This window comes from Gemmatimonadota bacterium, assembly GCA_040882465.1.
Classification (GTDB): Bacteria; Gemmatimonadota; Gemmatimonadetes; order Longimicrobiales; family Gaopeijiaceae; genus JBBEBG01.
In genome coordinates, this window is record JBBEBG010000036.1 from 126,056 (window position 1) to 152,079 (window position 26,024).

Annotated in this window: 24 protein-coding genes; all 24 read right to left on the reverse strand. The window is 68.7% G+C overall.

What is annotated here, in order from left to right; genetic code table 11:
- Positions 1–124 precede the first annotated feature (124 nt).
- Complete coding sequence (gene coaD / locus WEG36_13560) at positions 125–631, reverse strand: pantetheine-phosphate adenylyltransferase (protein MEX1258635.1); 507 nt, start codon at positions 629–631, stop codon at positions 125–127.
- Complete coding sequence (gene rsmD / locus WEG36_13565) at positions 628–1,155, reverse strand: 16S rRNA (guanine(966)-N(2))-methyltransferase RsmD (GenBank protein MEX1258636.1); 528 nt, start codon at positions 1,153–1,155, stop codon at positions 628–630. The genes coaD and rsmD overlap by 4 nt, the downstream gene beginning before the upstream one ends.
- Entirely contained in the window at positions 1,152–2,918 is a 1,767-nt protein-coding gene (recJ, locus tag WEG36_13570) for a single-stranded-DNA-specific exonuclease RecJ (GenBank protein ID MEX1258637.1), read from the reverse strand. The genes rsmD and recJ overlap by 4 nt, the downstream gene beginning before the upstream one ends.
- Entirely contained in the window at positions 2,915–3,754 is an 840-nt protein-coding gene (locus tag WEG36_13575; GenBank protein ID MEX1258638.1) for a hypothetical protein, read from the reverse strand. Before WEG36_13575 ends, recJ begins: the two co-directional genes overlap by 4 nt.
- A complete protein-coding gene (dnaG, locus tag WEG36_13580) occupies positions 3,751–5,601 on the reverse strand; it encodes a DNA primase (GenBank protein ID MEX1258639.1) in 1,851 nt (616 codons plus the stop codon). Before dnaG ends, WEG36_13575 begins: the two co-directional genes overlap by 4 nt.
- Positions 5,598–8,045 (reverse strand): Smr/MutS family protein, encoded by a 2,448-nt coding sequence (locus WEG36_13585; protein ID MEX1258640.1) that lies wholly within the window; start codon positions 8,043–8,045, stop codon positions 5,598–5,600. Before WEG36_13585 ends, dnaG begins: the two co-directional genes overlap by 4 nt.
- 28 nt (positions 8,046–8,073) lie before the next feature.
- The gene (locus WEG36_13590) at positions 8,074–8,514 is read right to left on the reverse strand and encodes a GatB/YqeY domain-containing protein (GenBank protein ID MEX1258641.1); all 441 of its coding nucleotides are present in this window, start codon (positions 8,512–8,514) and stop codon (positions 8,074–8,076) included.
- Between the two features lie 127 nt (positions 8,515–8,641).
- Positions 8,642–8,995: a histidine triad nucleotide-binding protein gene (locus WEG36_13595; protein ID MEX1258642.1), complete on the reverse strand. Its 354-nt coding sequence runs from the start codon at positions 8,993–8,995 to the stop codon at positions 8,642–8,644.
- A 542-nt stretch (positions 8,996–9,537) separates the two neighbouring features.
- A complete protein-coding gene (locus tag WEG36_13600; GenBank protein ID MEX1258643.1) occupies positions 9,538–10,485 on the reverse strand; it encodes a 50S ribosomal protein L11 methyltransferase in 948 nt (315 codons plus the stop codon).
- The gene (dnaJ, locus tag WEG36_13605; GenBank protein MEX1258644.1) at positions 10,482–11,648 is read right to left on the reverse strand and encodes a molecular chaperone DnaJ; all 1,167 of its coding nucleotides are present in this window, start codon (positions 11,646–11,648) and stop codon (positions 10,482–10,484) included. The genes WEG36_13600 and dnaJ overlap by 4 nt, the downstream gene beginning before the upstream one ends.
- Positions 11,649–11,715: 67 nt before the next feature.
- On the reverse strand, positions 11,716–12,801 hold the full coding sequence (gene hrcA / locus WEG36_13610; GenBank protein ID MEX1258645.1) for a heat-inducible transcriptional repressor HrcA: 1,086 nt from the start codon (positions 12,799–12,801) through the stop codon (positions 11,716–11,718).
- Positions 12,798–13,991 (reverse strand): coproporphyrinogen-III oxidase family protein, encoded by a 1,194-nt coding sequence (locus WEG36_13615; protein MEX1258646.1) that lies wholly within the window; start codon positions 13,989–13,991, stop codon positions 12,798–12,800. The genes hrcA and WEG36_13615 overlap by 4 nt, the downstream gene beginning before the upstream one ends.
- Entirely contained in the window at positions 13,988–15,142 is a 1,155-nt protein-coding gene (gene dprA / locus WEG36_13620; protein MEX1258647.1) for a DNA-processing protein DprA, read from the reverse strand. Before dprA ends, WEG36_13615 begins: the two co-directional genes overlap by 4 nt.
- Positions 15,115–16,221 carry a GTPase ObgE gene (gene obgE, locus WEG36_13625; GenBank protein MEX1258648.1) on the reverse strand — a complete coding sequence of 369 codons (1,107 nt, stop codon included), beginning with the start codon at positions 16,219–16,221 and terminating at the stop codon, positions 15,115–15,117. The genes dprA and obgE overlap by 28 nt, the downstream gene beginning before the upstream one ends.
- Before the next feature lie 10 nt (positions 16,222–16,231).
- A complete protein-coding gene (locus tag WEG36_13630; protein MEX1258649.1) occupies positions 16,232–16,921 on the reverse strand; it encodes a carboxymuconolactone decarboxylase family protein in 690 nt (229 codons plus the stop codon).
- The gene (locus WEG36_13635) at positions 16,918–17,952 is read right to left on the reverse strand and encodes an asparaginase (protein ID MEX1258650.1); all 1,035 of its coding nucleotides are present in this window, start codon (positions 17,950–17,952) and stop codon (positions 16,918–16,920) included. Before WEG36_13635 ends, WEG36_13630 begins: the two co-directional genes overlap by 4 nt.
- A gap of 137 nt (positions 17,953–18,089) precedes the next feature.
- Entirely contained in the window at positions 18,090–18,938 is an 849-nt protein-coding gene (locus WEG36_13640; GenBank protein MEX1258651.1) for a sulfite exporter TauE/SafE family protein, read from the reverse strand.
- 24 nt (positions 18,939–18,962) lie between these two features.
- Complete coding sequence (locus WEG36_13645) at positions 18,963–20,660, reverse strand: S41 family peptidase (protein MEX1258652.1); 1,698 nt, start codon at positions 20,658–20,660, stop codon at positions 18,963–18,965.
- A 46-nt stretch (positions 20,661–20,706) separates the two neighbouring features.
- Positions 20,707–21,429 (reverse strand): dTMP kinase, encoded by a 723-nt coding sequence (tmk, locus tag WEG36_13650; GenBank protein MEX1258653.1) that lies wholly within the window; start codon positions 21,427–21,429, stop codon positions 20,707–20,709.
- Positions 21,426–22,745: an inositol-3-phosphate synthase gene (locus WEG36_13655; protein ID MEX1258654.1), complete on the reverse strand. Its 1,320-nt coding sequence runs from the start codon at positions 22,743–22,745 to the stop codon at positions 21,426–21,428. The genes tmk and WEG36_13655 overlap by 4 nt, the downstream gene beginning before the upstream one ends.
- A 24-nt stretch (positions 22,746–22,769) precedes the next feature.
- Positions 22,770–23,477 carry a CDP-alcohol phosphatidyltransferase family protein gene (locus tag WEG36_13660; protein ID MEX1258655.1) on the reverse strand — a complete coding sequence of 236 codons (708 nt, stop codon included), beginning with the start codon at positions 23,475–23,477 and terminating at the stop codon, positions 22,770–22,772.
- 46 nt (positions 23,478–23,523) lie between these two features.
- On the reverse strand, positions 23,524–23,880 hold the full coding sequence (locus WEG36_13665) for a YlbF family regulator (protein MEX1258656.1): 357 nt from the start codon (positions 23,878–23,880) through the stop codon (positions 23,524–23,526).
- Between the two features lie 100 nt (positions 23,881–23,980).
- Complete coding sequence (prmC, locus tag WEG36_13670; protein MEX1258657.1) at positions 23,981–24,913, reverse strand: peptide chain release factor N(5)-glutamine methyltransferase; 933 nt, start codon at positions 24,911–24,913, stop codon at positions 23,981–23,983.
- Entirely contained in the window at positions 24,910–25,977 is a 1,068-nt protein-coding gene (prfA, locus tag WEG36_13675; GenBank protein MEX1258658.1) for a peptide chain release factor 1, read from the reverse strand. Before prfA ends, prmC begins: the two co-directional genes overlap by 4 nt.
- Between the last annotated feature and the right edge of the window lie 47 nt (positions 25,978–26,024).

Sequence of the window (26,024 nt, forward strand, 5' to 3'; positions counted from 1 at the left end):
GGCGTTCTTGGGTCCGGCCGGGGGTGGACACGCCCCGAAATGGGCGCGATCGCGGTAGAGTCAAAAAAAGCTATTAAGATCCTGCGCCCGGAGGCAAGGCGCGCGTGAAGCTCCACGTCCGCGTTCACCCACCGGACCCGAAACGTTCCCGAAGACGCCGGAGGACGGGCGGGGAGACGAAAGGTGACACGTCTCCTCCAAGCCGCGCCACTTCGCGCACGATAGACGCCGAGAGGAAGGAGAGGTGCGCATCCGGAGTCAGGAAGATGAATTCTACATCCGGGGAAAGCGCCCGGTTCATCTGAGCCATCTGGAACTCGTATTCGAAGTCCGAGACGGCTCGAAGCCCGCGGACGACGAGATCCGCGCCCCGTTCGCGGGCATAGGTCACGAGGAGCCCCGAAAAAGCCTCACACTCGATGCGGGGTTCGCCGGCGAAGACCTCCTCGAGCATCTCGAGGCGCTCCTCGAGCGTGAAGGCCGGGGTCTTGGCCTGGGTAGCCGTGTCGGCCACCCCCACGACAACGCGGTCCGCGACGCGAAGGGTCCGCCGCGCGATGTCCTCGTGCCCCAGGGTGACCGGATCGAAGGATCCGGGATAAAGCGCGGTCACCGCTCGGGAACGGGTCATTCGGGGATCTCCCAGATCGTGAGGGTGGTGTCGCCATATCGTCGGGAGCGAAGCCCCGGAAGGGGCGGAAGCGACTCGCCCGTACGATGCTCGACCCAAAGCTCCCGCGCAAACGGTTTGGCGGCGGCAGCCCCGAGGAGGCGGACCGCGAACCCCTGGTCATAGGGGGGATCGGCGAGGGCGAGGTCGAACATCGGTTCGTCGAGGCGTTCCAGGTAGCGGAAGGTGTCCCCGCGGACGATGCGGCACCGGGAACCGGCTGCGAGCGATTGCACGTTGGCCTCGAGCGCCTGAAGGGCGTGGCGATCTTGTTCGACGAAAACGGCCTCCTCCGCCCCGCGGGAAAGGGCCTCGAGGCCGAGCGCACCCGAGCCGGCGAAGAGATCCAGCACGCGGGCGCCCACGATCCGCGCCCCGAGAGAGGACATCCATGCCTCGCGGACACGGTCTGTGGTGGGCCGGACTCTCGATCCGCGGGGCGCCCGAATCGTCCGCCCCCTCCACTCGCCGGCGATGATCCTCATCCGGCCGTGAGAACATCCGCGGGACGGAGGTCCACGAGCAGGGCCTGGAGAGAGCGGGTTCCCCGGTATTCGTTCTCCTGCAACTGGAAGAGGACATCCACCGCGCCCCCGCCGAATGATCCCGGGGGAACCCGGGGCGCCATCCCGAAGCCGATCGCATCGAGCTCCCGCCCCCCCTCCCCCAAGCGAAGCTTCAGATGCCCGCTTCCGACGATGCGCGGGGAACCGACGACGCGAAGGCCGCGGGCCCAGAAGACCGGGCGCGGATTCCCTATTCCGAACGGTCCCAGATGCTCGAGGAAGCGATGCAGCTCACGGTCGGCGCGTGCCAGGGGGAGCGCGAGGTCGCCGCCGACCTGAGGACGCGGCAGGCGCCCCTCGAGCTGCGCCTTCACGCTCCGATTGAAGGCGGCCCGAAAGGCGGGGAGCTCGGCGCGGGAAATGTCGAGGCCGGCCGCCTGGCGGTGCCCGCCGAAGCGAAGGAGATGCTCCCGGGTCGCGTCGAGCGCCTCGAAGAGATGCACGCCCGGAATGGAGCGTGCGCTTCCCCTCCCCCGCTCCCCGTCGAGGGCGATGAGGACGACGGGCCGGTGGATCCGCTCGACCACCCGGGACGCCACGATCCCGATCACGCCCGGGTGCCACGCTTCGCCCGCCAGCACGACCCCGTAGTCCCGCTCGGGATCGAAGTCCGCCGCCAGCCGCTCGAGCGCGTCCACGAGCGTCGCGCGATCCTCGTCCTGCCTCCGTGCGTTTTCGGCATCGAGCGCTCCCGCGAGCGCGCGACCCTCTTCTGGGTCCTCGGTGAGGAGGAGGCGGAGCGCCAGCTCGGCGTGCTCCATCCGCCCCGCGGCGTTGATCCGGGGGGCGAGGACGAACCCGACCTGCCCCGCTCCGAGCGCCTTCCCCGGCGTGAGCCCCGCAACCTCGAGGAGGGCACGGAGCCCGGGCTTCGGCGTGTGCGAGAGGTAGCGGAGCCCGAACTTCACGAAAACCCGGTTTTCTCCGACGAGGGGAACCAGATCGGCAACCGTTGCGAGGGCAAGGAGGTCCAGGTGAGGCCAGAGCTCCTCGGACGGGACCTCTCGGAGCGCCCCGAGGCGCTGGCAGAGCTTGAAGGCGACCCCCGCCCCGCAGAGAGTGCCTTCGGGATAGGTGCAGTCGCCCCTCGACGGATTCACGACGGCGAACGCCGGGGGGAGGGTCGGGCCCGGAGTGTGGTGATCCGTGACGATCACCTCGATCCCGGCGGCCTGTGCGCTCGCGACCGCGTCGTGCGCGAGGATCCCAGAATCGCAGGTGATGAGGAGCGTCGCCCGAGCGGACCGAGCCGCTTCGATGCCGGCCTCCCCGAGGTCGTAACCGTCCCGCCTCCGGTGTGGAACGAAGGGAACGACTTCTCCCCCGAGGTGGCGAAGCCATCGGGTCAGGAGGGCGGTCGCGCAGACCCCATCCACATCGTAGTCCCCATGCACGAGGATGATCTCACCCCCTGCGATCGCCGCGAGGATGCGGGCCGCCGCTCGGTCCAGGTCACGCATCGCTTCGGGGGGATGGAGATCCTCCAGGCGGGGGCGGAGGAAGGACCTAGCCTGCTCGGGGTCGGTGACGTTTCGGGCCGCGAGGAGGGCGCAGAGAGGGCGCGGGAGGGAGAGCTCGCGCTCGAGCCGTTCGACGATGGCGGGATCGGGGTCGCCGCGAAACGTCCACTCCGGAGACGGAGGAGGAGGGAGAGCCGCGACCGGCGCGGTGGACCGGGTCACGCCAGATCGGACCCCGGTTCGGATTCGCCCGTCCCTTCCTCCGCGGGCTCCTCTTCGAAGTCCGCCCCTTCGTCGTCAGTGGAAGCGCTGGAGAGAGGCTCGACGAGGGAAGGATCCAACTCCGGCTCCGGCTCGGTCGTGAGGATCACGCCGCACGCCTCGCACCGGATGAGCCCCTCCGCCCGCCGCACTTCGTTTTGAATCTGGAGGGGAATCACCCCGAAGCAGTGGCCGCATGCCCCGTCGTCCAGGAGGGAGGCAACGACGACCGAACGACCGGACTGATGGAAAGCGTCGTAAACGCGACGCTCGGGAAGCGCCACTGTCCCGAGCGCCTCGGATCGGCGGTTCTGGAGGTCGGAGAGGCGCGACTGCCAGGAGGCGCGGTCGGAGAGGAGCGCATCCTGGCGGGGACCCACCTCGGCACGCGCGGAAGAGGTGCGGGCGTCGAGCTCCTCCTCGGTGACCTCCAGCCGCCGGATCTGATCTATCAATTGAAGGGCCTCCTGCTCGTCCGCCTCGATCGCCCGGCGGATCAGGTCGAGCTCGGTGCGAACCGCCGCCTCCTCGCGCAGGTTCGAGACGCGGGTGAGTCGCTGATCCATTTTTTCCGCCCGCGCCCGCTTGTCGTCGGCCCCCCGCTCGAGACGGCGCGCGTCGCTCCGCATTTGCGTCAGTCGATCCCGGAGCTGGGACAACTCTTGCTCCAGAGCGAGCGCCGGCTCCTCGACCTCGGCCAGTCGCTCGTCGAAGGCGCCCATCTCCTTCTTCACGTCGCGGATTCTCTCGTCGAGCTTCTGGACCTCTCTCAGGGCGCTCATCGTCGTATTGGTCATTCGTTCACCAGTTGATCGTCTCCACCAATTCCGACGGGTCCCCCCCGCCGGATCACGTTCCACCCTCCACTGCGCTCCCTTCTCAACCGAGCGGATTCCTCGAGAAGGCGTCGCTCCTCGTCCTCGGAGCCGGCCTCCGCGATCTCGGTCTTCATCGCCGCCTGGCGTGCCTGAGGACCCTGGTCCTCCAACACACGAAGCGAATCTAGGAATATCTGTTCCGTGTGCTCAACGTCCTCCGGACTCCCCATGAGCTCATCGAATCGCCTCTCCGCCTCTGGAGACACCCCTGGAGGAAGGGCCTCCAACTCCGGATTCTGAGAGAGCGCCTCGAAGATCGCGCGGTAGCTCGGATCGCGGAACTCCTCTGGCCCGATTCTCTCCAACGTCCTTTCCACAAGAGTTCGATCGCGGAGGAGAACGAGGAGAAGCTTCCGCTCGGCGCCGAAGCCCGCGCGCCGAAGCTCGCCGCCACTCGCACGCCCGCGGGGGCTGGGCCGGAGTCCACGAGAAGTCGCGCCCATCGGCGCCGGAACACCGGACGGACTCGTTGGCCGGCTTCCTCGTGCGACCTCCTCCTCGAGGGTCTCGGTCCGAACGCCCGTACGGCGCGCTACGCTCGCCAGATAGATGTCTCTCAGCGCCGGATCGCGCACGGCGCGGAGGGTGGGGAGAAGCTTGTCCACCGCCGCCCGGACCTTTTCGATGGACCCGAAATACCCCTTCTCGTCGAGGAGCTGGATCTTGCGGTCCATCACATCCACCGCCGCGTCCAGAAAACGTTTCAGGCCGGCCGCGCCCTGGGCGCGCACGAGAGTGTCCGGATCCTCGCCCGGCGGAAGTGTGACGACCGACGGGTGGATCCCGTGCGCGAGAAGCGCATCCGCGGCCCGAAAGGTCGCCCGTTCTCCCGCCTCGTCCGAGTCGAAGAGGAGGAGAGCCTTTCGGGTATACCGGGTGAGGAGACGCGCATGCTCCTCCGTCACGGCGGTCCCGAGCGCGGCCACCGCGTGTTCGATCCCCGCGGCGGCGAGCGCCACGACGTCCATGTACCCCTCGACGAGGAGGGCGACTCCTTCTCGCCGGATCGCGTTCCGGTTCCAGCCGAGTCCGTAGAGAGTGTCGCCCTTGTGGTAGATCGGAGACTCGGGCGAGTTGAGATACTTGGGCACCCCCTCGCCTTCGCCTGAAACGATCCTTCCCCCGAATCCGACTACCCGACCGGTTACGGATTCGATCGGAAAAATGACCCGGTTCCGAAAGCGGTCGTAGGGTTCCGCGGAGCGCTCGGAGGTCGTGAGGAGGCCGACCTCGAGGAGGAGGTCGTCGCCGATCCCATGTTTCGCCGCCGCCTCCCGGAGCCCTCGCCAGGAGTCGGGCGCGAACCCGAGGCCGAAGCGCTCCGCCACCTCGAGCCCGATTCCACGTCGCTCCAGGTAGCTTCGGGCGGGTTTTCCCGCATCGGGGTCCAGAAGTCGCTCGTGGAACCACACGCGTGCGAAGGCATTCGCCTCGTAGAGCGCGCGGAAGGGATCGTCCTCCTCCCGTCCCCCGGTCACCTCGCGGATTTCGATGCCGTAACGCCCACCCAGGTAACGAACCGCATCCAGAAACTCCATTCCCGAACGCTTCATGAGGAAGGTGAAGACGTCTCCCGATTCCCCGCACCCGAAGCACTTGTAGAAACCCTTCTCCGGGACGACGTAGAAGGAAGGGGAGTGGTCATCGTGGAAGGGACACTTCCCCTTCCAGTCCTTCCCGGACTTTTTGAGGGGGACCGACTCGGACACGACTTCGACGATGTCCGCGCGGGCGCGCACTTCGTCCACCACGGCATCCGGGATCATCGGAGGGTCACCACGGTCACCCCACTTCCCCCCTCTCCCTCTCCGCCGGGTCGGAAGACGGCGACGCGTAGGTCCTGGCGAAGGAGCTCCTGGACCCGGGACTTCACCGCGCCCGTCCCCTTCCCGTGAATGACGCAAAGCTCGGAGAGGTTGCCTACGATCGCTCCGTCGAGCGCGCGCCCGAGCGCCATCGCCACTTCGTCCACCCGGAGCCCGCGAAGATCGGCCTCGAGGCGGGCCTCGACCTCGGGCGCCGACCAGCCGGCGCCACTCATCGCGGGGACCCGGCCCCGGGGAGCGTCGGGCCGGGGCGAATCGCCTCCACCCGCGACGGGCGCGACCTCCCGGAGCGGAACGCTGAGGCGCATGCCGCCCACTTCCACGGTCACGCGTTCATCCGTCAGCCCGCGGACGACGCCGCGCGCCCCGCTTCCGACCAGCTCCACCCGGTCGCCTTCATGCACGCGGGGGGGATCCTCGAAGGCCCCGGAGGACCTCTGCTCGGGCGCGGGTTCGCGGAGGGCGCGCGCCGCCGTTTCGAGGCGGCGGCGCGCCTCACCCTCCACTTCATCGGCGGCGGCGCCGTGGGCGGTTCGCACCTCGCGGATCGCCTCCTCCACCTCCTCTCTCGCTTCGAGCAGAAGTCGGCGCGCCTGCTCCCGCGCGCGCGCCTCCGCGGTCCGCTCACGGTCGTCGAGACGCTCCCGGCGCGCCTCCGCCTCGCCTTGGACCTCGAGCGCTTCCCGCTGGGCAGCTTCGGCCCGGCGCAACGCTTCGGAGAGTTGCCTTTCCTTCTCTTCCAGGGTCGCCAGCAAAGTCTCGAGACGAAGCTCACCCGCGTCCACGTAACCCTCGGCGCGGTCGAGGACCTCGGCAGGGAGCCCGAGGCGGCGGGCGATGGCGAGCCCGTAGCTCCGTCCGGGGAGCCCCTTCTGAAGTGTGTAGGTCGGCTCGATCCGCCCGGCATCGAAGAGGAGAGACGCATTGACGATCCCGCTTCCCTCCACGTCGAGCCGCTTGAGCGCCCCCAGGTGCGATGTCGCGAAGACGCGCGCCCCGCGCTCCACGAGGACCTCGAGCAGTGCGCGAGCGAGCGCGGCGCCCTCGGAGGGATCGGTGCCCGTTCCCATCTCGTCCACGAGAACCAGGGAGCGGGGACCCGCCCCGTCCAAGATCTCGCGGACGTTCGCGAGGTGGGCGGAGAAGGTCGAAAGCGATGCCGCGAGCGACTGCTCGTCCCCGATGTCGGCGAAGATGTCTTCCACGAGGGGGAGTCGCGTTCCCTCGGCGACGGGAGGGACGACGCCGCTCTGAGCGAGCGCGTGGATGAGACCCATCGCCTTCAGGAGAACGGTTTTTCCCCCCGTATTCGGGCCCGAGATCACGACGGCCCGCTCATCGCCGCCGAGTTCGAGGAAAAAGGGGACCACCGGGATTCCCTGTTCCACGAGGAGAGGGTGGCGGGCCTCGACCACCCGAAGCGCCTGGTCCGCCGGCGGGACGAGCTCGGGCGGGACCCCGCTCCAGCGACGAGCCGTGAGCGCCCGCGCCCAGAGCGTGTCCAGCTCCACTTGCGCGTCGAAGGCGTCGCCGAGCTCCGCGCGAGCCGGGCGGAGGAGATCGGTCGTCTCGCGAAGGATCCGTTGGATCTCGCGCGCTTCCGTTCGTTCGAGCTCGTGCAACTCGTTCGCCAGCTCGATCGCGAGCGGGGGCTCGATGAAAAGCGTCGCTCCGGTCGCCGACTCCCCATGGACGATACCTCCGACATCTCCCTTCCCCTCCCGGCGCACGGAGATGACGTAACGACCGTCCCGGATCGAAACGGAAGCGTCCTCGACCCGGAAGCGGTCCGGGAGACCGGCGAGATACTTTTCGAGCTTCCGAACGATCTTTCCGCGAGTCTCGCGAAGGCCCCGCCGGATCGAGGAGAGAGCGGGGCTGGCATCGTCCCGCACCCCTCCCTCTTCGTCCACGATCCGGTCGAGCGAGGCCTCCAGATCGCGGCGGCTGAGGAGGCGCCTTCGAAGTTCCCGTAGCGCCGATGGACCGAGGCCGGGCGGGGCCTGGCGCGAGGGGCCGGGAGCCTTCGCCGTCCCGGCCTCACCCTGCGCACCGGCGTCCGCGAGACCGGAGGACAACTCTCGGGACGCGTGGAGAAGGCGAATCGTATCCCGCAGCTCGGCGGGCCCGAGCACACTCCCTTCCAGATCGAGGCGGGCGAGGGACTCGCGGAAATCCGGAAAGGGAGGCGGCGCCCAATCGGGATGGCGCTCCAGATGTAGCAGCGTCTCTCCCACTCTCGCGAGCTCGGCGCGGAGCGGCTCGAGTGCCGTCCCGGGCCGAAGGGAGAGGATATGCTCCTTCCCCGGTTGGCTGGCGGCTCGGCCCGCGACGAGTTCGAGCGCCCGCCCGAACTCGAGCACCGTGAGGGCGTGGGCGTTCACGAACCGCCTCCCCCGACGGCGCGAGCCGTCACCCGGCGAGCTCCTCCCGCACGATCCGGTTCGCATCCTTGCCGTCGAACCGCCCGCGGATCCGGGGGATGAGCTTCCCCATTAGGGGACCGGCCTGCGTGATCCCTTCGGCCCGGATCTCCCGTACGATCGCGCGGACCTCTTCCTCGCTCATGGGGGGAGGGAGGAACTGGGCGAGCGCCGCCGCCTCCGCGTCCTCCTTGCCGGCGAGGTCCTCTCGCTTCCCGGCCCGCATCTGCTCCGCGGATTCCTTGCGCTGTTTGATCCCGCGGGAAAGGACCTCCCGCACGACGTCGTCGCCGGCCTCCTGGCCGAGCTCGATCTCGCGGTTCCGGATGTCGGAGAGGGTCGAGGTGAGGAGAACGGTCCGCGCCTTGTCCCTTCCCTTCCGGGCCTGGGTCAGCGCGTCCCTAAGTTGTTGCTGCAGACTGATTCCCACGGGGTTCCCGAAGCTGTGGAGGCGCCAGGGAGGCCCTGCGCGCCGTTCGACCGAAAGTTACCGGGGGCCCCAGGCAGGGTCAACGCGCCGCCGGGGCGAGGGCGTCAGGTGGCGCCCCGCGCCCGGGTCATCCCGGCGGCCAGACCATCGCGCGCCCGCCCAGGAGGTGCAGGTGCAGGTGCGCGACCGACTGCCCACCGTCTTCGCCGACGTTTGCCACCACCCGGTAGCCGGTCTCGTCCACCTTCAGGGACCGGGCGATCTCGGCCGCCGTAAGGAGGAGGCGCCCGGCGAGCTCCGCATCGTCTTTCACGAGCGACCCTAGCGACTCGACGTGCCTGCGGGGGATGACGAGCACGTGGGCCGGGGCCTGAGGGTTCAGGTCGTGAAAGGCCACGAGCTGGTCGTCCTCGTGGACCAGCCGCACGGGGATTTCGCCGCTCGCGATGCGGCAGAAGATGCAGGAAGTGGATCCGCCCATCGGAGACTCCTTTCAGGTGGAGGCGCGCGCGCCCGAGATCAGGCCCCTCTCGCCATGGGGCGGCCCGCCCTGGGTTCCTATCGTGTGCGGAGCGGACGGATTCGACCCGGTCTCCGCACCTTCCGCCCACATGTAACGTCCACGGGAGCCCCGCATGGAACCTCTGAGCCTCACCGCCCTCGACCTCCTCGGCCGCGACCCCTCGCCCGCGCTTCCGATGGACCGAATGCGGGCGCTCATGGCCGGGGAGTCGCCGGGCGGCGATCCGGACGGGACTCGCCTCCTCGAAAAGCTGGCAGACGGTTCAGGGCGGCTCCGTGTTCTGGTTTGTCCCAAGCGAAGGTGGTGCACCCCGGTCGGACCGAGGGCCTGGATCCTCGCCGGCGACCGGCCGCGCGTCGAGTCGCCGCCCCTCCGTCCCCTGCTCGCCCGAATGAGACTCACGCTACGCCACCTTGGCCGCGCCGTCGAGCCGGACTCGGCCCTCGCCTGGGCGAGGTGGACGAGGCTCCTGGAAGAGGAAGCCCGCGTGCGCACGATCCTTACACGGCGTCCACCTGGAGAGTCGGCGTCCCCAACCCCACCGGGCGCGCCCGCAGCGCCGCGGAAACCCATTCGTCCTCGCGATCCACTGCTTCGACCGAGAAACCGGCAGCATCACATCGTTTCGCCATCTCGTCCCACTCCGCCGCGAGGATCCCACTCAGAATGACCCAGGCGCCGGGACCCAGAGCTCGGCGGAAGGAGGAGAGGAGCGGTGTCAGAATGCCGCTTTCGATATTCGCGGCGATCCCGTCGAAGGGGGAGAACGCGGCGAGCGTGTCCGGGCCCACCGCCTCCTCCCGCACCTCGACGATTTTCGCTACCCCGTTGCGCACCGCATTTTCTCCGGCCGCCGCGCACGACCAGGAATCCGGTTCGAATGCGACGACCCGGCTCGCGCCGAGGAGGGCTGCGGCGATCGCGAGAATACCGGAACCCGAGCCCACATCGGCGATCCGGTCCCCGGCCGCGACGCGGCGATCGAGGAGGCGGAGGGAGCCGCGCGTCGTCGAGTGCTCCGCGGTCCCGAAGGCCATCCCGGGATCGAGCGATAGGAGAAGCTCTCCCGGTTGAAGTCCTGGATCCGCCCAGCTCGGGCTCACCACGATCCTTTCCGTCACCCGGCGGGGACCGAAGCCGCGCTTCCAGTTCTCCTCCCACGCTTCATGGCGCTGGAGACGGTACGCGACCGGGGGTGCGGTCCCCCCGAGCGCCCGGGCGAGCTCCCGGCACAACTCCTCGACCACGCTGGACGCAGGAGCCTCGGTCGCGGGGAGGTAACCAACCAGAATCCCGTCTCGCTCTTCGATTCCCCGCCCGGATCGCGCGACAAGCACTTCGATCGCGATCGCGGCAGCCTCCTCATCGACCGGTTTCCCCACCTCGAGGACCAGCCACTCCGCGGGGGCCGTGCGGGGGTTGGGGTCGAGCGGACCCGGGCGCGTCATCCCGATGTGAAGGCTTCTTTCACCCTCGACCAGAAGCCCCTGGGGCCATCCTTCCCTTCCTCCACGCGGTCGGGGGCGGCATCCTCGACGGACCGCAGGCGCTCGTAGGCCTCGCGCTGCTCCGTGCCGAGGCGGCTCGGAGTCCAGACCCGCACGCGGACGATCAGGTCTCCAATCGCGCCGGAGTTCAGATCGGGAAGTCCCTTCCCCCGGAGTCGCACGGCGCGTCCACTCTGGATCCCGTTCGGGACCTTCACGGTGGCCGGGCCCTCCACGGTGGGGACCTCCAATTCGGCGCCGAGGGCCGCTTGGGCGGCCGTGATGGCCACATCCATCACGAGATGATTCCCCTCGCGGACGAAGCGGGGATCCTCCTGAACCTCGAGGAGGACGACGATGTCGCCGCGCGGCCCGCCGCGAGGTCCCACATTCCCCCTCCCCCGTAGGGTGATGAAGTTGTCGGAGGTCACGCCGGGCGGGATCTGGACCTCGATTTCACTTTCGCCCCGCACGCGCCCTTCCCCATGACAGGTCGGGCAGGGATCTCGGACGACCCGGCCTTCCCCCCCGCAACTCCGGCAGGTCGTCACGGAGAGGAACTGGCCGAAGACGGAGCGCTGGGCGACCCGCTCCTCGCCGGATCCACCACACGTGGCACAGGTCTCCGCTTCGCCCTTGTCCGCGGACCCGGTCCCGTCGCAGGTGGCGCAGGGATTCAGGATCGCGACGCGGAGCTTCCGGGTCGCCCCCTTCAGGACCTCCAGGAGGGTGATCGGAACCCGCACCCGTAGCGTCTCTCCCGTCGCCTTCCGCCGTCGCGCCCCTTCGCGGCGGCGACCCCCGAAAAGCTCCTCGAATCCACCGGCGCCACCGAAGTCGCGCATGAAGATCTCGATGGCATCGTGCAGGTCGAACCCTTCCGGAAAAGGTCCCCCTGCCTCCGCGCGCGCCCCTTCTTTCCCGAAGCGATCATAGGCGGTCCGGCGCTGAGGATCCTTCAGGACCTCGTAGGCCTCCGAGAGCTCCTTGAAGCGGGACTCCGCCTCCGTCGAGCCCGCGTTCCTGTCCGGATGGAACTGCATCGCGAGCTTCCGATATGCCTTCTTGATCTGCTCGGCATCCGCGTCGCGCGAGACGCCGAGAATCTCGTAATAGTCCGCCATCGCGCTCAGAACGGGGGGCCGTGAGGGAGGAAGTCCGGTCCGAGAAGAATCTCCACCGGCGGGAATCTCATTCGAGAATGCGGTTCACGAGGGATGAGGTGTGGTCCACGATCGCGCAGACCTTTTCGTAGGGCATCCGGGTGGGGCCGATCACACCGATCACCCCTTTGAGCCCGCCGACGCGATACTCCGCCGTCACGATCGTGAAGCCGGTCAGCTCTTCGGTCTGGTTTTCGCCCCCGATCGTGATCTGGATCCCCCGCTGGTGCGACCGTCCGGCGAGCGCCCCGGCCAGCACGTCCTTTCGCTCCGTCAGCTCCAGGAGTCCCTTGAGCCGTTCCCCGCTCGTGAATTCCGGTTGTGAAGCGAGCACGCTGGCCTGCCCGATGTGGATTTCATTCCCATCGATCTCCGGCCAGTCGAAGAGGTCGCTCCCCGACTGCATGAAGATGTTCAGAACCTCTTCCGTGGCCGGATCGCCGTCCGAGACCGCGTCGCGGATGCGGAGCGCGACCGTGTCGCGGATCTCCTTCAACGTGAGCCCGGTGAGACGCTCGTTCAGAAGGAGGGTCAGGGTCACCAGCGTGTCGTCCGGGACTTCGCAAGCGAGGTCCACGTACACCGTGCGTGCGAAGCCGCTCCGGACCTGGGCCACCATCAGGACCTTCGTGGACGACACACGCACCAAGTCGATCCGTTCGAGAACGGCGGAGGTCAGACGGGGCGCCGCCGCGACGCCGAGCTCCTGCGAGAGGAGCCCGAGGGCGCGCGTGGCGCGGCGGACGATCATTTCGACTGCCGACGATCCCCGTGCGTCGATCGCGAGCTCGAGCCGTTCCTTCTCCACATCGGTGAGGCGGGCCGGCTGCATGAACTGTTCGACGAAGGCTCGGTAGGCCCGGTCCGTCGGAATGCGACCCGCGGACGCGTGGGGATGGAAGAGGTAGCCCTTCGCCTCGAGGTCGCTCATGGTGTTGCGGACGGTCGCGGGCGAGACGCCGAGGTCGTAGCGGCGTGTGACGTTCCGGCTCCCCGCCGGTTCAGCCGTGTCCACGTACGTGCGCACGACGGCCTCGAGGACCTGTCGCTCCCGCTCGGAGAGCTCCTCCGCGTCGCGCGGTCTCGACGCTCGTCTCGATGCAATGTCTTTCATCCGTCCTCCATCCCGTTCCGGTCCAACACCTTCTCCGCCCCTTCCGTTTCCACACGGCCCAATTCGATCGCCAACGAGTCCAGCCGGAGCCACCCCGCCGGCGTGAGGCGAAGTCTCTCCGGATCGGGATGGGCCCACCCGAGGGCGGTCCATCGGCGCCCGAGCTCGCGGCCCGCTGCGGTGAGCCCCTCGAGTGGGAGTCCCTCTCGCAGCCGGAGCCGATCGTGGAGCCGGACGAGCGTCAACTCGCCCTCCGCCACGATTTCGACGCCAGCCCGCGCGTCCCATCCGCGGGCACGGCCGATCCCTATGCCCCGGGCGACGGATCGTTCGTAACCCTGCCAATTTCGCGCATTTTGCAGAACCCGGCCACCGATCCGGGAGTTGGCGCTCGGTCCGAGCCCCACGAAGGACTCGCCCAGGAGCACGGCGCGCCCGTGGCGGGATTCATGCCCGGGCCGCGCGAAGGCGGTCATCTCGTACGCTTCGTACCCCTCCACCTCCAGAAGCCCTCCTAGCTCCAGGTATTGATCGGCACGGAGATCGTCGTCGGCGAGCCTGACGGCGCCACGGGCCACGGCCCGGCCGAGCGGGGTGCCCGCTTCGGCGACGAGCTCGTAGAGCGAGACATGCGGTGGAGCCGCCCGAAGGACCCGCTCGAGAGACACCCTCGGCCGCCGCTCCACGTCAGGAGGGAGGCCATAGAGGAGGTCCACTCCCCAGCTCCGGAACCCACCCTTCGCGATGGCCTGGAGAGCCACCTCTCCCCTCCCCGCCTCATGCCCGCGGCCCAGGAAGTCGAGTGCGGCCGGATGAAGGCTTTGAAGTCCCACGTTGACCCGGGTCACACCGGTTTCTTTCCAGCGGGCCAGGAGAGGGGCGTCCAGATCTTCCGGATTCGCTTCAATCGTCCACTCGTCGAGCCCATCCAATCGCTTCGCACCCAGGAGAGCGAGGATCCCAAGGGGAAGTGCCTCCCCCAGCGTCGAAGGCGTTCCTCCTCCGACGTGGACCGTGCGAAGGGGGTTCGACAGAGTCTCCGGGCCGCCGCGCAGATCGAGCTCTCCCCGGACGGCGCTCAGCCATCCTTCCAGACTTGGAGGATCATCCACGGAAACCGCATAGTCGCAGTAAGGGCAACCGCGGAGGCAGAAGGGCACGTGGAGATAGAGGTGCGCGGGAAGGCTCACCCTCGGACCTCCGAGCGCGGAGGCTCGCCCCTCACCCAACCCTCTCCGCTGCGGCGCGCCGTGCCCGCGATCTCCGCGCGCGTGAGCTGGGCGAGCACCGCGGAAGCGGTGATGCCGAGCGCCTCGACGAGTTGCTCGAGCGAGCGCGGGGATTGACCGAGGGCGGCAGCGAACGTCCGAATGGCCGCTTCTCCCGAACCCGCTCCGGGCGAGGCCTCCGCGGGCAAGGCATCGAGCGTCGCGCGCGGCGGGGCGCTCCACCCCATCACTTCCATGAGTTCTTCCCCCCGCGTGAGGAGGTGGGCGCCGTCTCGAATCAGCGCGTTCGCGCCGGCGGCCTGGGGCGTCTCGACGGATCCCGGGACCGCAAAGACATCGAGGCCCAGATCGAGGGCGTGGTCCACCGTGATCAGGGCCCCGCTCCTCTCGGCGGCCTCAACAACCACGACCGCCCGCGCGAGGGCCGCGATGAGCCGATTCCGCCGCGGAAAGTGATAAGGCCGAGCGGGCTCGCCCGGAGGGAATTCGCTCACAACCAGTCCTTCGCGGAGGATTCGCTCGAAGAGCCCTCGGTTTCCGGGAGGATGCGGACGGTCCGGCCCCGACCCGAGGACCGCGACGGTGCCGCCCTCACCCGCAAGCCCGCCCCTATGCGCGGCCCCGTCGATCCCAAGCGCCATCCCGCTCACCACGGTCACCCCCGCCTCCGAAAGCTCCCTTCCGAGCCGCTCCGCGGCGCGGCGTCCCACCGGCGTCGCACGCCGCGATCCGACGATGGCGACCGTGCGCTCACCGGGGAGAGGCCGGCGTCCGCGGAGGAAGAGGAGGGGAGGAGGATCCACGAGCGCGTGGAGGGAGCGAGGGTATTCCTCTCCGCCGAAGGGAACGATCCGAATTCCGAGGCGGGCGCACGACTCCAGAACTTCATCCGACCTCGCATGAATCCTTCCGTCCCCCCGGGCTCGCTCGGCGCCAGTTCCGGCGGCGGCGGCGAACGCGGGCGCCGGGAGGGCGAGCGCCCGGCTGGCCGACCCCTGAGCGCGGAGAAGCCGGAGCGCCGTCCGGTCCCCGATCCCCGGGAGGAGCCGGAGGACCAAGAGGGCGCGGAGCTCCACGGCGGAGGTCAGATCTCGCGGTCCACCGACCTCCACCACGACTCCTCAGCGGACTCCTCACCCGGCGCACTCGATTCGACGACCGGGGGAGCCCCCGCGGCGGGACCGACATCGTCGGTCGGATCCGGAAGGGCCCCTGGACCGCGGGTTTGAGACCAGAGCGTCTCCAGGACCGGAGCGATCCCCTCCCCCGTGACCGAGGAAACCGGGAATTGGCCCCATGCGTCCGGCGCCTCCAGGGGCGGCGCCTTTTCGTCCGGACCGAGCAGATCCCGCTTCGTGAGGAGGACGCAATGCGGGCGACTCGCGAGGGCGGGGGAATAACGCGCCAACTCCTCCCGGAGGCGCGCGTAACACCCTTGCGGATCCGGGTCGTCCACGGGGACGAGGAGAGCCAGGGCGCGCGTGCGCTCGATGTGCCTGAGAAAGCGGTGGCCGAGCCCCTTCCCTTCGTGCGCCCCGTCGATGATCCCGGGGATGTCGGCCACGACGAACGAGCGATAGTCAGCAAGCTCCACGACCCCGAGCTGGGGCGTCAGGGTCGTGAAGGGATAGTCCGCAACCTTCGGGCGCGCCGCCGAGACCGATGACAGGAAGGTGGACTTCCCCGCGTTGGGCTCACCGACGAGCCCGACGTCGGCGATCAGCTTGAGGGTGAGCTCGATCGTCCGGCGCTCTCCCTCCTCTCCCGGCTCCCAGTGGTGCGGCGCCTGACGCGTCGCGGTCGCGAAGCGCGCGTTTCCCCGCCCCCCCCGCCCCCCCTTCGCGACGACCATCCGTTGACCCTCATGCACGAGCTCGCCCAGCGTCGCACCGGACTCCGCGTCGCGCACGATGGTCCCCGGAGGAACCTTCAGCTCGAGGTCGTCGCCACTCTCGCCCGACTTGTTGCTTCCCATTCCATGCGCGCCCCGGGGCGCCCGGTATTCGGCGCGATACCGGAAGTCGAGGAGCGTGGAGAGTTGGGGATCGCAGAGAAGCACGACGCTTCCGCCGTGGCCTCCATCTCCACCGGAAGGGCCCCCCCGAGGCACTCCGGACTCTCTCCGGAAGGCATCGGCCCCCGAGCCCCCGGTGCCCCCTTCGACCTTGATCGTCGCCAGATCTACGAACATGGATCGTTCCTCACCTCCCCGGCGCGGAGTCAGGCTCCGAAGGCCCACCCGGCGCGTTTCCTGTTCCCGGGGCTGTCTCGTGGGAGCCTCGCCGCCGGCCGATGACTTCCCGCCAGCGGGACCACGCCGCTTCATGCGCTTCCGGCATCAGATAAGGATCCGCCTCGCGCAAGGCCGCCTCGACCGCTCCCGGATCGACACCCACGGCCAACGCGCCCCGGAGGTGCGAATGAAGCTGGTCGGGCGCATGAAGCACCGCGAGAAGCCCGACGATGCAGAGCTCCCTCGCGGGAAATCCCAGCCCCTCCCGGCCCAAAACCTTTCCGTATCCTTCCTCCACCATCCAATCTCCCAGCTCCACGTGAAGGGCCGCGACGTTTCGGCGGAGCGCCTCGAACTGGCGCCCGTACACGGCGCGGCAGACGCGGTCCCCCCGGGTCCGCCACGACTCCCGGTCGTCTTTGCGCCGCGGCGGCGCGGGGCGCCCCGAGAGCTCTCGCCAGAGCCCAAAGGCGGCCAGGGCCGCCGGATACCCGAGAAAGAGGTAGGACTGGAGGATCGCTTCCTCGACCTCGTCCGGAACGCAGACGTCCAGCGCTGCGGCCATCTCGCCGCGAATCGTCGCCGAGTCCCGCGTGGCCAACGCTCCGCTCAAGCGAACGAGGCCCGCCAGCTCCGGCGCGAGCGTCTCCGCGCTCACTCCGCGCTCCGCGCCGCCGGGCGTCCCGCCCGCGTCCCTTTGGGTCGCGCCAGCTCGAAGGCGGGCTCCACGAAACCCACGATCTCCCCACGGGTGTTGCGGATAGCGGGGCGCAGACTCCCCGCGAGCGCGGCTCGAGCGCCCTCCGAGAGCAGGCCAAGGAGGTGAAGGATTTGGACCAGCGCCACCTCCGCAGCGCGGCGCGCCCCGTCTTCCACCTTGAGTGCGATCCCCAGCGCCCCGTCGCGCACGCCGGCGCAGTAGACCCCCTCCGCGCCCACCTTCGCGAACACCTTCCCCCCCGTCGCCTCCGCGATGCCCGTGCAGAGGCGACCGGTCCCGCCGACCATCCACGGGTGTCCGGTCATCGCCTCCACCACCTCCCGCGGCGCAACCGCGCCCTCGGCCGCGGCGGCCGCCAGCCTGGCATAGCCGCGGGCTCCGGCCAGGAGGGGAATCGCGAAGCAGACGACTCCGCACCCATCCACGCCCGTCCCGATCGCTTCGGCCGGCACTCCCGTCCATCGGGCGACTTCGGTACGCATTCGTTCCTGGACGGGGTGACCCGCCCGGGAATACCCCTGGAGCTCCCACCCGAGATGGCTTGCAAGTGCCAGCATTCCGGCGTGTTTGCCCGAACAGTTGTTGTGGATCGGCTTCGGCGCCTCTCCCGTCTCGCGGAGCGCCCGGGCCGCACTCTCGTTCATCGGCGCATGTGGACCACATTCCAGGGCCGGCTCCGGAATCCCGGTCCGTGCCAGGAGGCTACGCACGCCGGTCACATGTTCGGGCTCGGCGCTGTGTGAACCGCAGCAGAGGGCGAGCTCCTCCGGCGGAATTCCAAAGGCCGCCGCCGCTCCCTCTTCGATGAGCGGGAGCGCCTGGAAGGGCTTGGCCGCCGACCGCAGAAAGGTCACGAACCCCGGATCTCCCACCGACGCCTCGAGCTCACCGCCCGGCCCGGCCACCGCGGCATGGATCCGGTGCCGAGATTCGACGACCGATCCGCGCAGGACCAGCACCGATGTCATAACCTCTCCTCCGGACCGCGCCCCCGGAATGGGAGCCTGGGACTCCGGCGCGCGTGGGAAGGTAACCGGACCAGCCGTGCCGCGTCCCCACCCGAACGATCGGTCGAGGGAAAGTTCGGACCCCTCTCGATGGCCTCCTATGGTCCGCCGAAAATCCGAGTCCCGTTCGCCCAGACGAGCTGGGTGCCGGCCAGGAGGAGAAGGATCGCGAAGAGGGGACGGATACGGGCGCCGAGTCGCTGGTTCCAGCGGGCCCCGAGCGGCGCGAAGGCGGCGGCCCCGGGGATCATCGCCAGCGCCGCCGTCAGGTGGACGTAGCCGATCGCGGAAGCCGGAAGTCCAGCGGTGGAGGCGTCGGCGAGTGCGTAGGAGAGGACTCCGGCGGGGGCCGCGAAGAGGATGATCGCGATGGAAGCCGGAACCACGCGACGGAGCTCCAGCTTCCCCCAGTGGAGCAAGATGGGGATGGCGATGACTCCGCCTCCCACGCCCAGTAGAGCCGAGAGGAAGCCGACCGCGCCCCCTCCCGCGACCGCGCGCGTCCGCCCGAGCGACTCGCCTCCTCCCGCGGCCGCGCCTGGAAGCGGTTGGGTTCTGAGGAGTCGAATCCCCGAGATGAGGAGGAAAAGTCCGAATCCGGCTTTGAGGGTTGGGGTCGGAAGGACGATGGCGACCCGGGCCCCCAGAAGTGCCGCGACTGCCGCCGCGCCTCCGAGCGGAAGCACGGTGGACCAGGGAACGAGACCCATCCTCCGGAACGCGATGAGTCCCGAAAGCGCGGTCGGTACGATGACCGCCAGGGAAGTGGCGTGCGCGAGGGCCGCCTGCGACTCGAGGGGGATGGCCAGCCCGCTCCATCCGCTCGATCCCATGAGGAAATAGAGGAAAGGGACCATGAGGAGCCCTCCCCCGATCCCGAGTAACCCGGACGCCATCCCCGCGACGGCCCCGACGAGGAGGGAAAGGACGAGGGCCGTAGGACTCACCGGGGGTGGCCTGACGATTCCGAGTTAGAAGCCCACCCCGCCCGAGAACCCCAGCGTCGCGATCCCGGCCCGACCGGCCAGCGTGAAGAGGTCTGCCGGCGAGTCCGCGCCGCGGAGAAGCTCGATGGCGCTCTGGAGCGGGGCGTCGTGCTGCATGGTCCTCCGGAACCCTTCGAGGGCGCCCCACCCCCGCGCGGCGATTTCGCTCTCGAGCTCGAAACGAACGATGCGTCCCGCGACGAGGAAGGTGGGCAAGTCGAGCTCCAGCTCCCGCTCCGTGCGCAGCACTTCGTGCAGCTCCACGAGATCGGCGTCCGTCACTTCGAAGTCCGGATTCCCGGTCCCGCGCTCGTTCAGGAATTCGACCACGTAGCTGAAGAGGCCGAGGGAGAACTTGCCCCCTTCCTGGAAGAGCGCGCGCGTGGCTTCCTGCTCGGCGGTCGTCAGCGTGTCCTGCCGCACCAGGACGTCGGGGACGATCCCGCCTCCCCCGTAGAGGGTGCGGCCGGCCACCGAGATCACGGTCGGGCGTCCGGCGGTGTCCGCCGGAAGGACGTAGGCCCCCGTCACCGTGATCGGAAGGTGTTCCAGCGCTTCCGGGACGACGGCGGCGGCCACCGAGTCCCCTGCGGTGAGGGTGAGGAGGTCGAGGTTGCCGGACCCCATCCGCTCGATGGACCGGCCCTGCGGAGTGAACCAGCGCGCCGTGGTGAGCTTCAGCACATATCCGCTCGAGAGGGAGAAGAGGCTCTGGACCGACCCTTTTCCGAAGGTGGACGCCCCGAGAATCAAGGCACGGTCCAGGTCCTGAAGGGCCCCCGCGACGATCTCCGACGCCGATGCGCTTCCGCGGTCCACGAGGACGACGATCGGCATCCCTTCGTATCGGTCGCCGGAAGAGGCCCTGAGCATCCCGTTCGTCACCCCGTTCCGTCCCCGCGTCTCGACGACCGGCGCCCCGGCCGGGAGGAAGAGATCCGCGATCCCGACCCCCTGATCCAGGATCCCCCCGGGATTTCCACGAAGGTCCAGGATGAGCGATGTCGCGCCCGCGCTCCTGAGCGAATCCGCCGCGGCGCGCACCTCGGCGGTCGAGCTCTCGCTGAAGAGTCCGAGCGGGACGTAGCCGATCGTCCCCTCGAGAAGGGTCGCGAAGGGGACGGCGAAGAGCTGGATTCGCTCCCGCGTGATCGTGAAGTCGATGGGATCGTCCGCGCCCTGGCGCACGATTCGGACCTCGACATCGGTCCCCGGACGGCCCCGGAGGAGCTGCACCGCCTGTTGGACGGGCCAATCGCGCGTCGAAGCGCCGTCCACCTCGACGATCTCGTCTCCCGCCCGGATGCCGGCCCGGGCGCCGGGCGTGCTGGGAAGCGGGCTCACGACCGTAATGAAGTCGTCGCGATCGGAAATCTCGAGACCCACCCCACCGTAGTCCCCTTCGGTCTGGAGTCGGAAGTTTTCGAACGTTTCGCCGGTCATGAGCGCGGTGTTCGGGTCCCCGAGCTCCGTCAGGATCCCGTTGATCGCATTCTCGTAAAGGGCATTGCGGTCCACCGGATCCACGTACTGGTTGGCGATGTGCTCGACGACTTCCTGGAAGAGGCGGGCATCCGCCGCGCTCTGGTCCTGGGCCACTCCCTGGCGGAGAAACCACCCCCCGGTGACGAGGGTGAGCAGGAGGACGAGACCGGGTCCAAAAAGAGCGCGTGGGGGTCGCATGCGGAATCCGCGCCGGAATTTGAGTGGGGCTACGAGCGCCGGATTCTCAACCCCGGGAAGGGGCGAAGGGTTCCGGAAAGCGGGCCGCAAGCAGTTCACGAACCCGTTCATGCACGGCCCCCGGGGAGGAAGCGGCATCCACGACGATCACGGATGGATCCGCTTCGGCCATCTGCAGATAGGCGGCGCGCACCCTCTCCTGGAAGTCCCCGGCTTCCCGCTCGATCCGGTCACGGGTTTTCCCCGACTCGCGCTGCCGAGCGATCCCCGCGGCCACGGGGAGGTCGAAGAGGAGGGTGAGGTCCGGTCGCACCCCCTCCGTCGCGAACCGGTTCAGCGCACGGATCTCTTCACGGTCCAGCCCCCGGCCGCCTCCCTGGTAGGCGAAAGTGGAAAGCTCGAAGCGGTCCGAGACCATCACTTCCCCCCTCTCCAGCGCCGGGCGCACGACGCCCCGGACGAATGCGGACCGTGCCGCCAGCATCAGAAGAAGCTCCGTCCGGGGCGGGACATCCAACGCGCCCGAGTCGAGGAGGACGCGGCGGATCGCCTCTCCCACGGGGGTTCCTCCCGGCTCCCGCGCGAGGGTGTGCGGGAGCTCACGGGAAGCCATCCACTCGCCGAGAAGTCGGAGCTGCGTCGTCTTCCCCGCTCCCTCGACGCCTTCGAGCGCGAGAAAGAGGCCCCGTCCAGTCAACTCCGCCCCCTCACCACGGTGCGGCGGCCGCGCGCCGCCGGGCATGCCCCGCTGCGCATCCGCACGGCTCACTCATTTTCGTAGTACTCCCGGCCGAGGTGGGTCAGCGGCTCCTCCCCCCCCAGCCAACGCAGGGTGTTCTTCAGCTTCTTGTGCTGGATGAAGAGATCGTGCTCGGGATAGAGGCCGGGAGCGGTCTGCGGGCTCTTGAAGTAAAAGGAGAGCCACTCCTGGATCCCGCCCATTCCCGCGCGCTTGGCGAGATCGAGGAAAAGCGCGAGGTCGAGGACGATCGGGGCCGCGAGGATCGAGTCGCGGCAGAGGAAGTCCACTTTGATCTGCATCGGGTACCCCATCCACCCGGTGATGTCGATGTTGTCCCATCCCTCCTTGTTGTCGCCCCGCGGGGGATAGTAGTTGATCCGCACCTTGTGGTAGAGCTTCCCGTAGAGGTCCGGGTAGAGGTCGGGCTGGAGGATGTGTTCGAGGACGCCGAGCTTCGACTCCTCCTTCGTCTTGAACGAATCCGGATCGTCCAGGACCGCGCCGTCCCGGTTCCCGAGAATGTTCGTCGAAAACCACCCATCTACCCCCAGCATCCGCGCCTTGAAGCCAGGCGCCAGGATCGTCTTCATGAGGGTCTGCCCCGTCTTGTAATCCTTCCCCGCGATTGGGACCCCGCGTTCCTCGGCGAGCTGTTCCAGGGCGGGGAAATCGGCGGAGAGGTTCGGGGCCCCATTCGCGTAGGGAATCCCCTCCATGATCGCCGCGTATGCGTAGATCATGCTCGGCGCGATCGCGGGATCGTTCGCCTTCATCGCCGATTCGAAGGCTTCGATGGAAGCGTGCGCCGGACCGGGGCGGAGAAAGATCTCCGTGGACCCGCACCAGATCATGACGAGACGGTCGCAGTCGTTGTCCGAGGAGAAACGTCGGATGTCTTCGCGAAGCTGCTCTGCGAGATCGAGCTTGTTTTTCCCCGTCTTGACGTTCGTCCCATCCAGCCGCCGCACGTATTCACGGTCGAACACCGCGGGCATCGGCTTGATAGAGCGGAGGAAATCCTCGATCGGCTCGATGTGGCGCGGCTCCAGGACACCCGCGTTTTTCGCGCTCGCGTAACCGTCGTCGGGGATCGGATCCCAGGCGCCGAAAACCAGGTCGTCGAGCGTCGCGAGGGAGAGGAAGTCTTTGATGAGCGGGTTCCGCCCCTCCGTGCGCTTCCCGAGACGGATCCTGTTCAGCTGGCTGAGGGATCCCACAGGCGTTGCGAGCCCCCTTCGCACCGCCTCCACACCCGCGACCATGGTGGTCGCCACCGCCCCGAATCCGGGAAGGAGAATGCCGAGGCGGCCCTTCGCGGGTGGAATCTCCGGTCTATCGGTCACAGAAAAAGCTCCATGCGATTGGGTTCAACGTCTGACCTGGGATGGATCCGCTTGCCCGGCCTCGAATCCTTCATCCGCGTCGGCCCGAGACCGATTCGTCCGAGGCGGATCGAGGGGGACGCCCCTCGCGTGCTGATAGACCCAGACGATGCGCTGGATCGCGGTCCCGATCGTCGTGACGGCTAGAATGATGAGGACGATGCGGAGAACGATCCCGTTCCACGCGAGTCCGACCACGAGGCAGCTCCCCCCGAGAAGGACGACCCGCTCGGCCCGCTGCATGAGCCCTTCCGAGCAGTCGAGCCCCAGCGCCTCGGCGCGCGCGCGCGTGTAGCTCACCATGAGGGATCCCCCCATCGCGAGCATGATCACGTAGACCATCCAGACGTCGGCCAGCTCCCTCCCGTACTGGTTGTAAAGGGAAAGGAGACCGAGGAAAACGACGATCTCGCTGATCCGGTCGAGAGTGGAGTCGTAAAACGATCCAAACTTCGAGGCGAGCCCGCTCTGCCGCGCGACCTGGCCGTCGAAGATGTCGATCACCCCTCCGATCAGGATAAAGAGGCCCGCCCAACGCACGTGATCGAGGTGGAAAAAGACCCCCGCCATCACGGTGACGGCGAACCCGATCGTCGTGACCGCGTTGGGATGCACGCCTGCCCGCACGAGCCCGCGCGTGACCGGGTCTATGATCCGGTAAACGATGTGCTTGAAGACTTTCAGCGATTGCATCGTTCGCCCGCGCTCTGGGACTGCGATGTGGTGTCCGTCGCGCCGCTCAGGGGAGGATGATCCGGCTGCCGGCCGCTTCCCGAATCCCGGTGGAGATCGTCTCGTTCACTTTTTGAAGGAGCTTGTCGAAGTTCGCCTGCGCCGCCACGAGCCGCTGGTACGAGGGACGCACCTGGAGATCCTGCGCCAGCAGCTCGTAGCGGGACCGGGAGGCCTGTTCCGGCTCCCGTCCGCTCTGGAGCAGTGCGACCATCTCGGACTCGAGCCGCTCGAGTTGGTTGCGAAGCTCGACGAGCTCCCGGTCATCGTCCACCTTCTCCGCCGCGCTCTTGAGCGCCTGATACTCGTCCGTGCGCCCGAGGGCCTGGCCGAGATCCTTCGCCATGTCCTGAATCCTGGACATCACACCACCCCTTCCTGGTCGTCACATCCACAGGGCGCGGGCCACTCCCGCGACCACCTCTTCTCCTTCGGAACGTCCGAGGCGCCTCTGAACTCCTCCCTCATGCCTCCGGCCCGAGCCGCGTCGCCAGAACGATTCGCTCCCGGCGCGCCAGATCCCGGAGAACCTCCGGAGGACCGAAGCCCCCCACGCCGCGGATCTTTTCGGCGATTCGGCCCGCCCGCCCCACCCCTACTTCGAGGGCGAGGAGGCCGCCGGAACTGAGCCGGGTCGCCGCTCCTTCAATCAGAGCGAAGGTGAAGGCCGTCCCGTCCTCCCCCCCGGAGACCAGCGCTTCCCGAGGTTCCCACTCCCGGACCTCCGGCTCGAGACCCGGAAGCTCCCCTTCGGAAACGTAGGGAGGGTTCGACACGATGACATCGAACGCCTCTCCCGACGCCACGGGGTCGAAGAGGTCGCCCAGGCGCAACTCGACCTTCGCTTCGAGCCCGAGGTGCGCGGCGTTTTCGCGCGCCACGTCGAGAGCACCCCCCGACGCATCGGTTCCGACAACCTGCACGAAGGGGCCCTCCAGGGCGAGGGAGAGGGCGATGGCCCCGCTCCCGGTGCCCAGGTCGAGCGCGCGCAGGCCGGTCCGATCCCAGAGGCCCACGCGGGCGAGCACAGCCCCGACCAATTCCTCCGTTTCCGGACGCGGGATCAGCACTCGCGGGTCGGTTCGAAGGGTGACCTCCCGGAAGTGCGCGCGCCCGAGAATGTACTGGAGAGGCTGCCGCCGCGCTCTAGCCAGGAGAGTGGTTCGGAAGCGGGCCAGCTCCTCGGGCTCGAGGGGGCGGTCGTGGTCCAGGTAGAGGTGGAGCCGGTCCATCCCGAGCACCTCCGCAAGGAGGAGTTCCGCGTCGAGACGTCCCCCTGCGATCCCCTTTGTTTTCAAGTATTCGGCGCTCCAGCGGACCAGATGGAGGACCGTCCAACACGCACCCTCCGCAGGGAGCGCGACGGCGGCGCCTGGGCGCGGCGACGCGTCCTTCACACCGCCTCCCGGAGGCGCTCTTCTTCATCCGCGAGCCGGAGCGCCCCGACGAGCTCCCGCAGATCGCCGTCGAGGACGTCTTCGAGCTGGTGGACGGTGAGGCCGATTCGGTGGTCCGTCACGCGGTTCTGCGGGAAATTGTATGTGCGGATTTTCGCGGAGCGGTCGCCCGTGCCGACCTGGGCCTTGCGGTCGCGTGCCCGCGCGGACTCCCGCTCGGCCACCACGCGGTCGAGAAGGCGGGACCGGAGCACCTTCATCGCCTTCACCTTGTTCTTGAGCTGGGACTTTTCGTCCTGGCAGGTTACGACCAGCCCGGTCGGGAGGTGGGTGATCCGGACGGCGGAGTCGGTCGTGTTCACGGACTGCCCCCCCGGACCCGAGGAACGGTACACGTCCACCCGCAGCTCTCCGGGCTCGATCTGGACGTCCACCTCTTCGGCCTCGGGGAGGACCGCGACGGTGGCCGCGGAGGTGTGGATCCGACCCTGGGCTTCGGTGGCCGGGACCCGCTGCACGCGGTGTACGCCGGATTCGAAACGGAGCGTCCCGTAGGCGCCCGGGCCCCGCACCACCAGAATCGCCTCCTTCACCGACCCGGGAATCCCCTCGGAAATGTCGAGGACTTCGACCTTCAGCCCCTCGCGCTCGGCGAAACGACGGTACATGCGGAGGAGATCGGCCGCGAAGAGCCCCGCCTCATCCCCTCCCGTTCCCGCGCGAATCTCGAGGACCGCATCGCGCCCGGAGAACGGGTCCTTGGGGAGAAGGAGGCGCCGCGCCTCGGCGCTCAGGACTTCGAAACGGCCCTCCAGCCCGGCAATCTCCGACTCGGCGAGCGACCGGATCTCGTCGTCGTCCGTCTCGCGCACCATCTGGCCGGCACCGGCCAACTCGCGTGCCACTGAGCTTAGGGCGTTCGCCGTCCGGACCACGGGCTCGAGCTCCGCCCGCTCGCGCCCTAGCCGTCTCAGGAGGTCGGGATCGCGGGCGGTTTCCGGCTCGGACAGGCGGGTGTCGATGGCGCGAAAACGCGCGACGGCATCCGAAAGCCGCCGCTCCATTCGTTCGTCGAGTTGGGAAACCTTCACCGGTAGGCCGGAAGGAAGCG

Excerpts from the sequence above, each read along its gene's own strand:
- coaD (MEX1258635.1), bottom strand. The coding sequence starts at position 631 with ATGACCCGTTCCCGAGCGGTGACCGCGCTTTATCCCGGATCCTTCGAT.
- rsmD (MEX1258636.1), bottom strand. The coding sequence starts at position 1,155 with ATGAGGATCATCGCCGGCGAGTGGAGGGGGCGGACGATTCGGGCGCCC.
- WEG36_13575 (MEX1258638.1), bottom strand. The coding sequence starts at position 3,754 with ATGACCAATACGACGATGAGCGCCCTGAGAGAGGTCCAGAAGCTCGAC.
- dnaG (MEX1258639.1), bottom strand. The coding sequence starts at position 5,601 with ATGATCCCGGATGCCGTGGTGGACGAAGTGCGCGCCCGCGCGGACATC.
- WEG36_13595 (MEX1258642.1), bottom strand. The coding sequence starts at position 8,995 with ATGGGCGGATCCACTTCCTGCATCTTCTGCCGCATCGCGAGCGGCGAA.
- WEG36_13600 (MEX1258643.1), bottom strand. The coding sequence starts at position 10,485 with ATGACGCGCCCGGGTCCGCTCGACCCCAACCCCCGCACGGCCCCCGCG.
- dnaJ (MEX1258644.1), bottom strand. The coding sequence starts at position 11,648 with ATGGCGGACTATTACGAGATTCTCGGCGTCTCGCGCGACGCGGATGCC.
- hrcA (MEX1258645.1), bottom strand. The coding sequence starts at position 12,801 with ATGAAAGACATTGCATCGAGACGAGCGTCGAGACCGCGCGACGCGGAG.
- obgE (MEX1258648.1), bottom strand. The coding sequence starts at position 16,221 with ATGTTCGTAGATCTGGCGACGATCAAGGTCGAAGGGGGCACCGGGGGC.
- WEG36_13635 (MEX1258650.1), bottom strand. The coding sequence starts at position 17,952 with ATGACATCGGTGCTGGTCCTGCGCGGATCGGTCGTCGAATCTCGGCAC.
- WEG36_13645 (MEX1258652.1), bottom strand. The coding sequence starts at position 20,660 with ATGCGACCCCCACGCGCTCTTTTTGGACCCGGTCTCGTCCTCCTGCTC.
- WEG36_13660 (MEX1258655.1), bottom strand. The coding sequence starts at position 23,477 with ATGCAATCGCTGAAAGTCTTCAAGCACATCGTTTACCGGATCATAGAC.
- WEG36_13665 (MEX1258656.1), bottom strand. The coding sequence starts at position 23,880 with ATGTCCAGGATTCAGGACATGGCGAAGGATCTCGGCCAGGCCCTCGGG.
- prfA (MEX1258658.1), bottom strand. The coding sequence starts at position 25,977 with ATGGAGCGGCGGCTTTCGGATGCCGTCGCGCGTTTTCGCGCCATCGAC.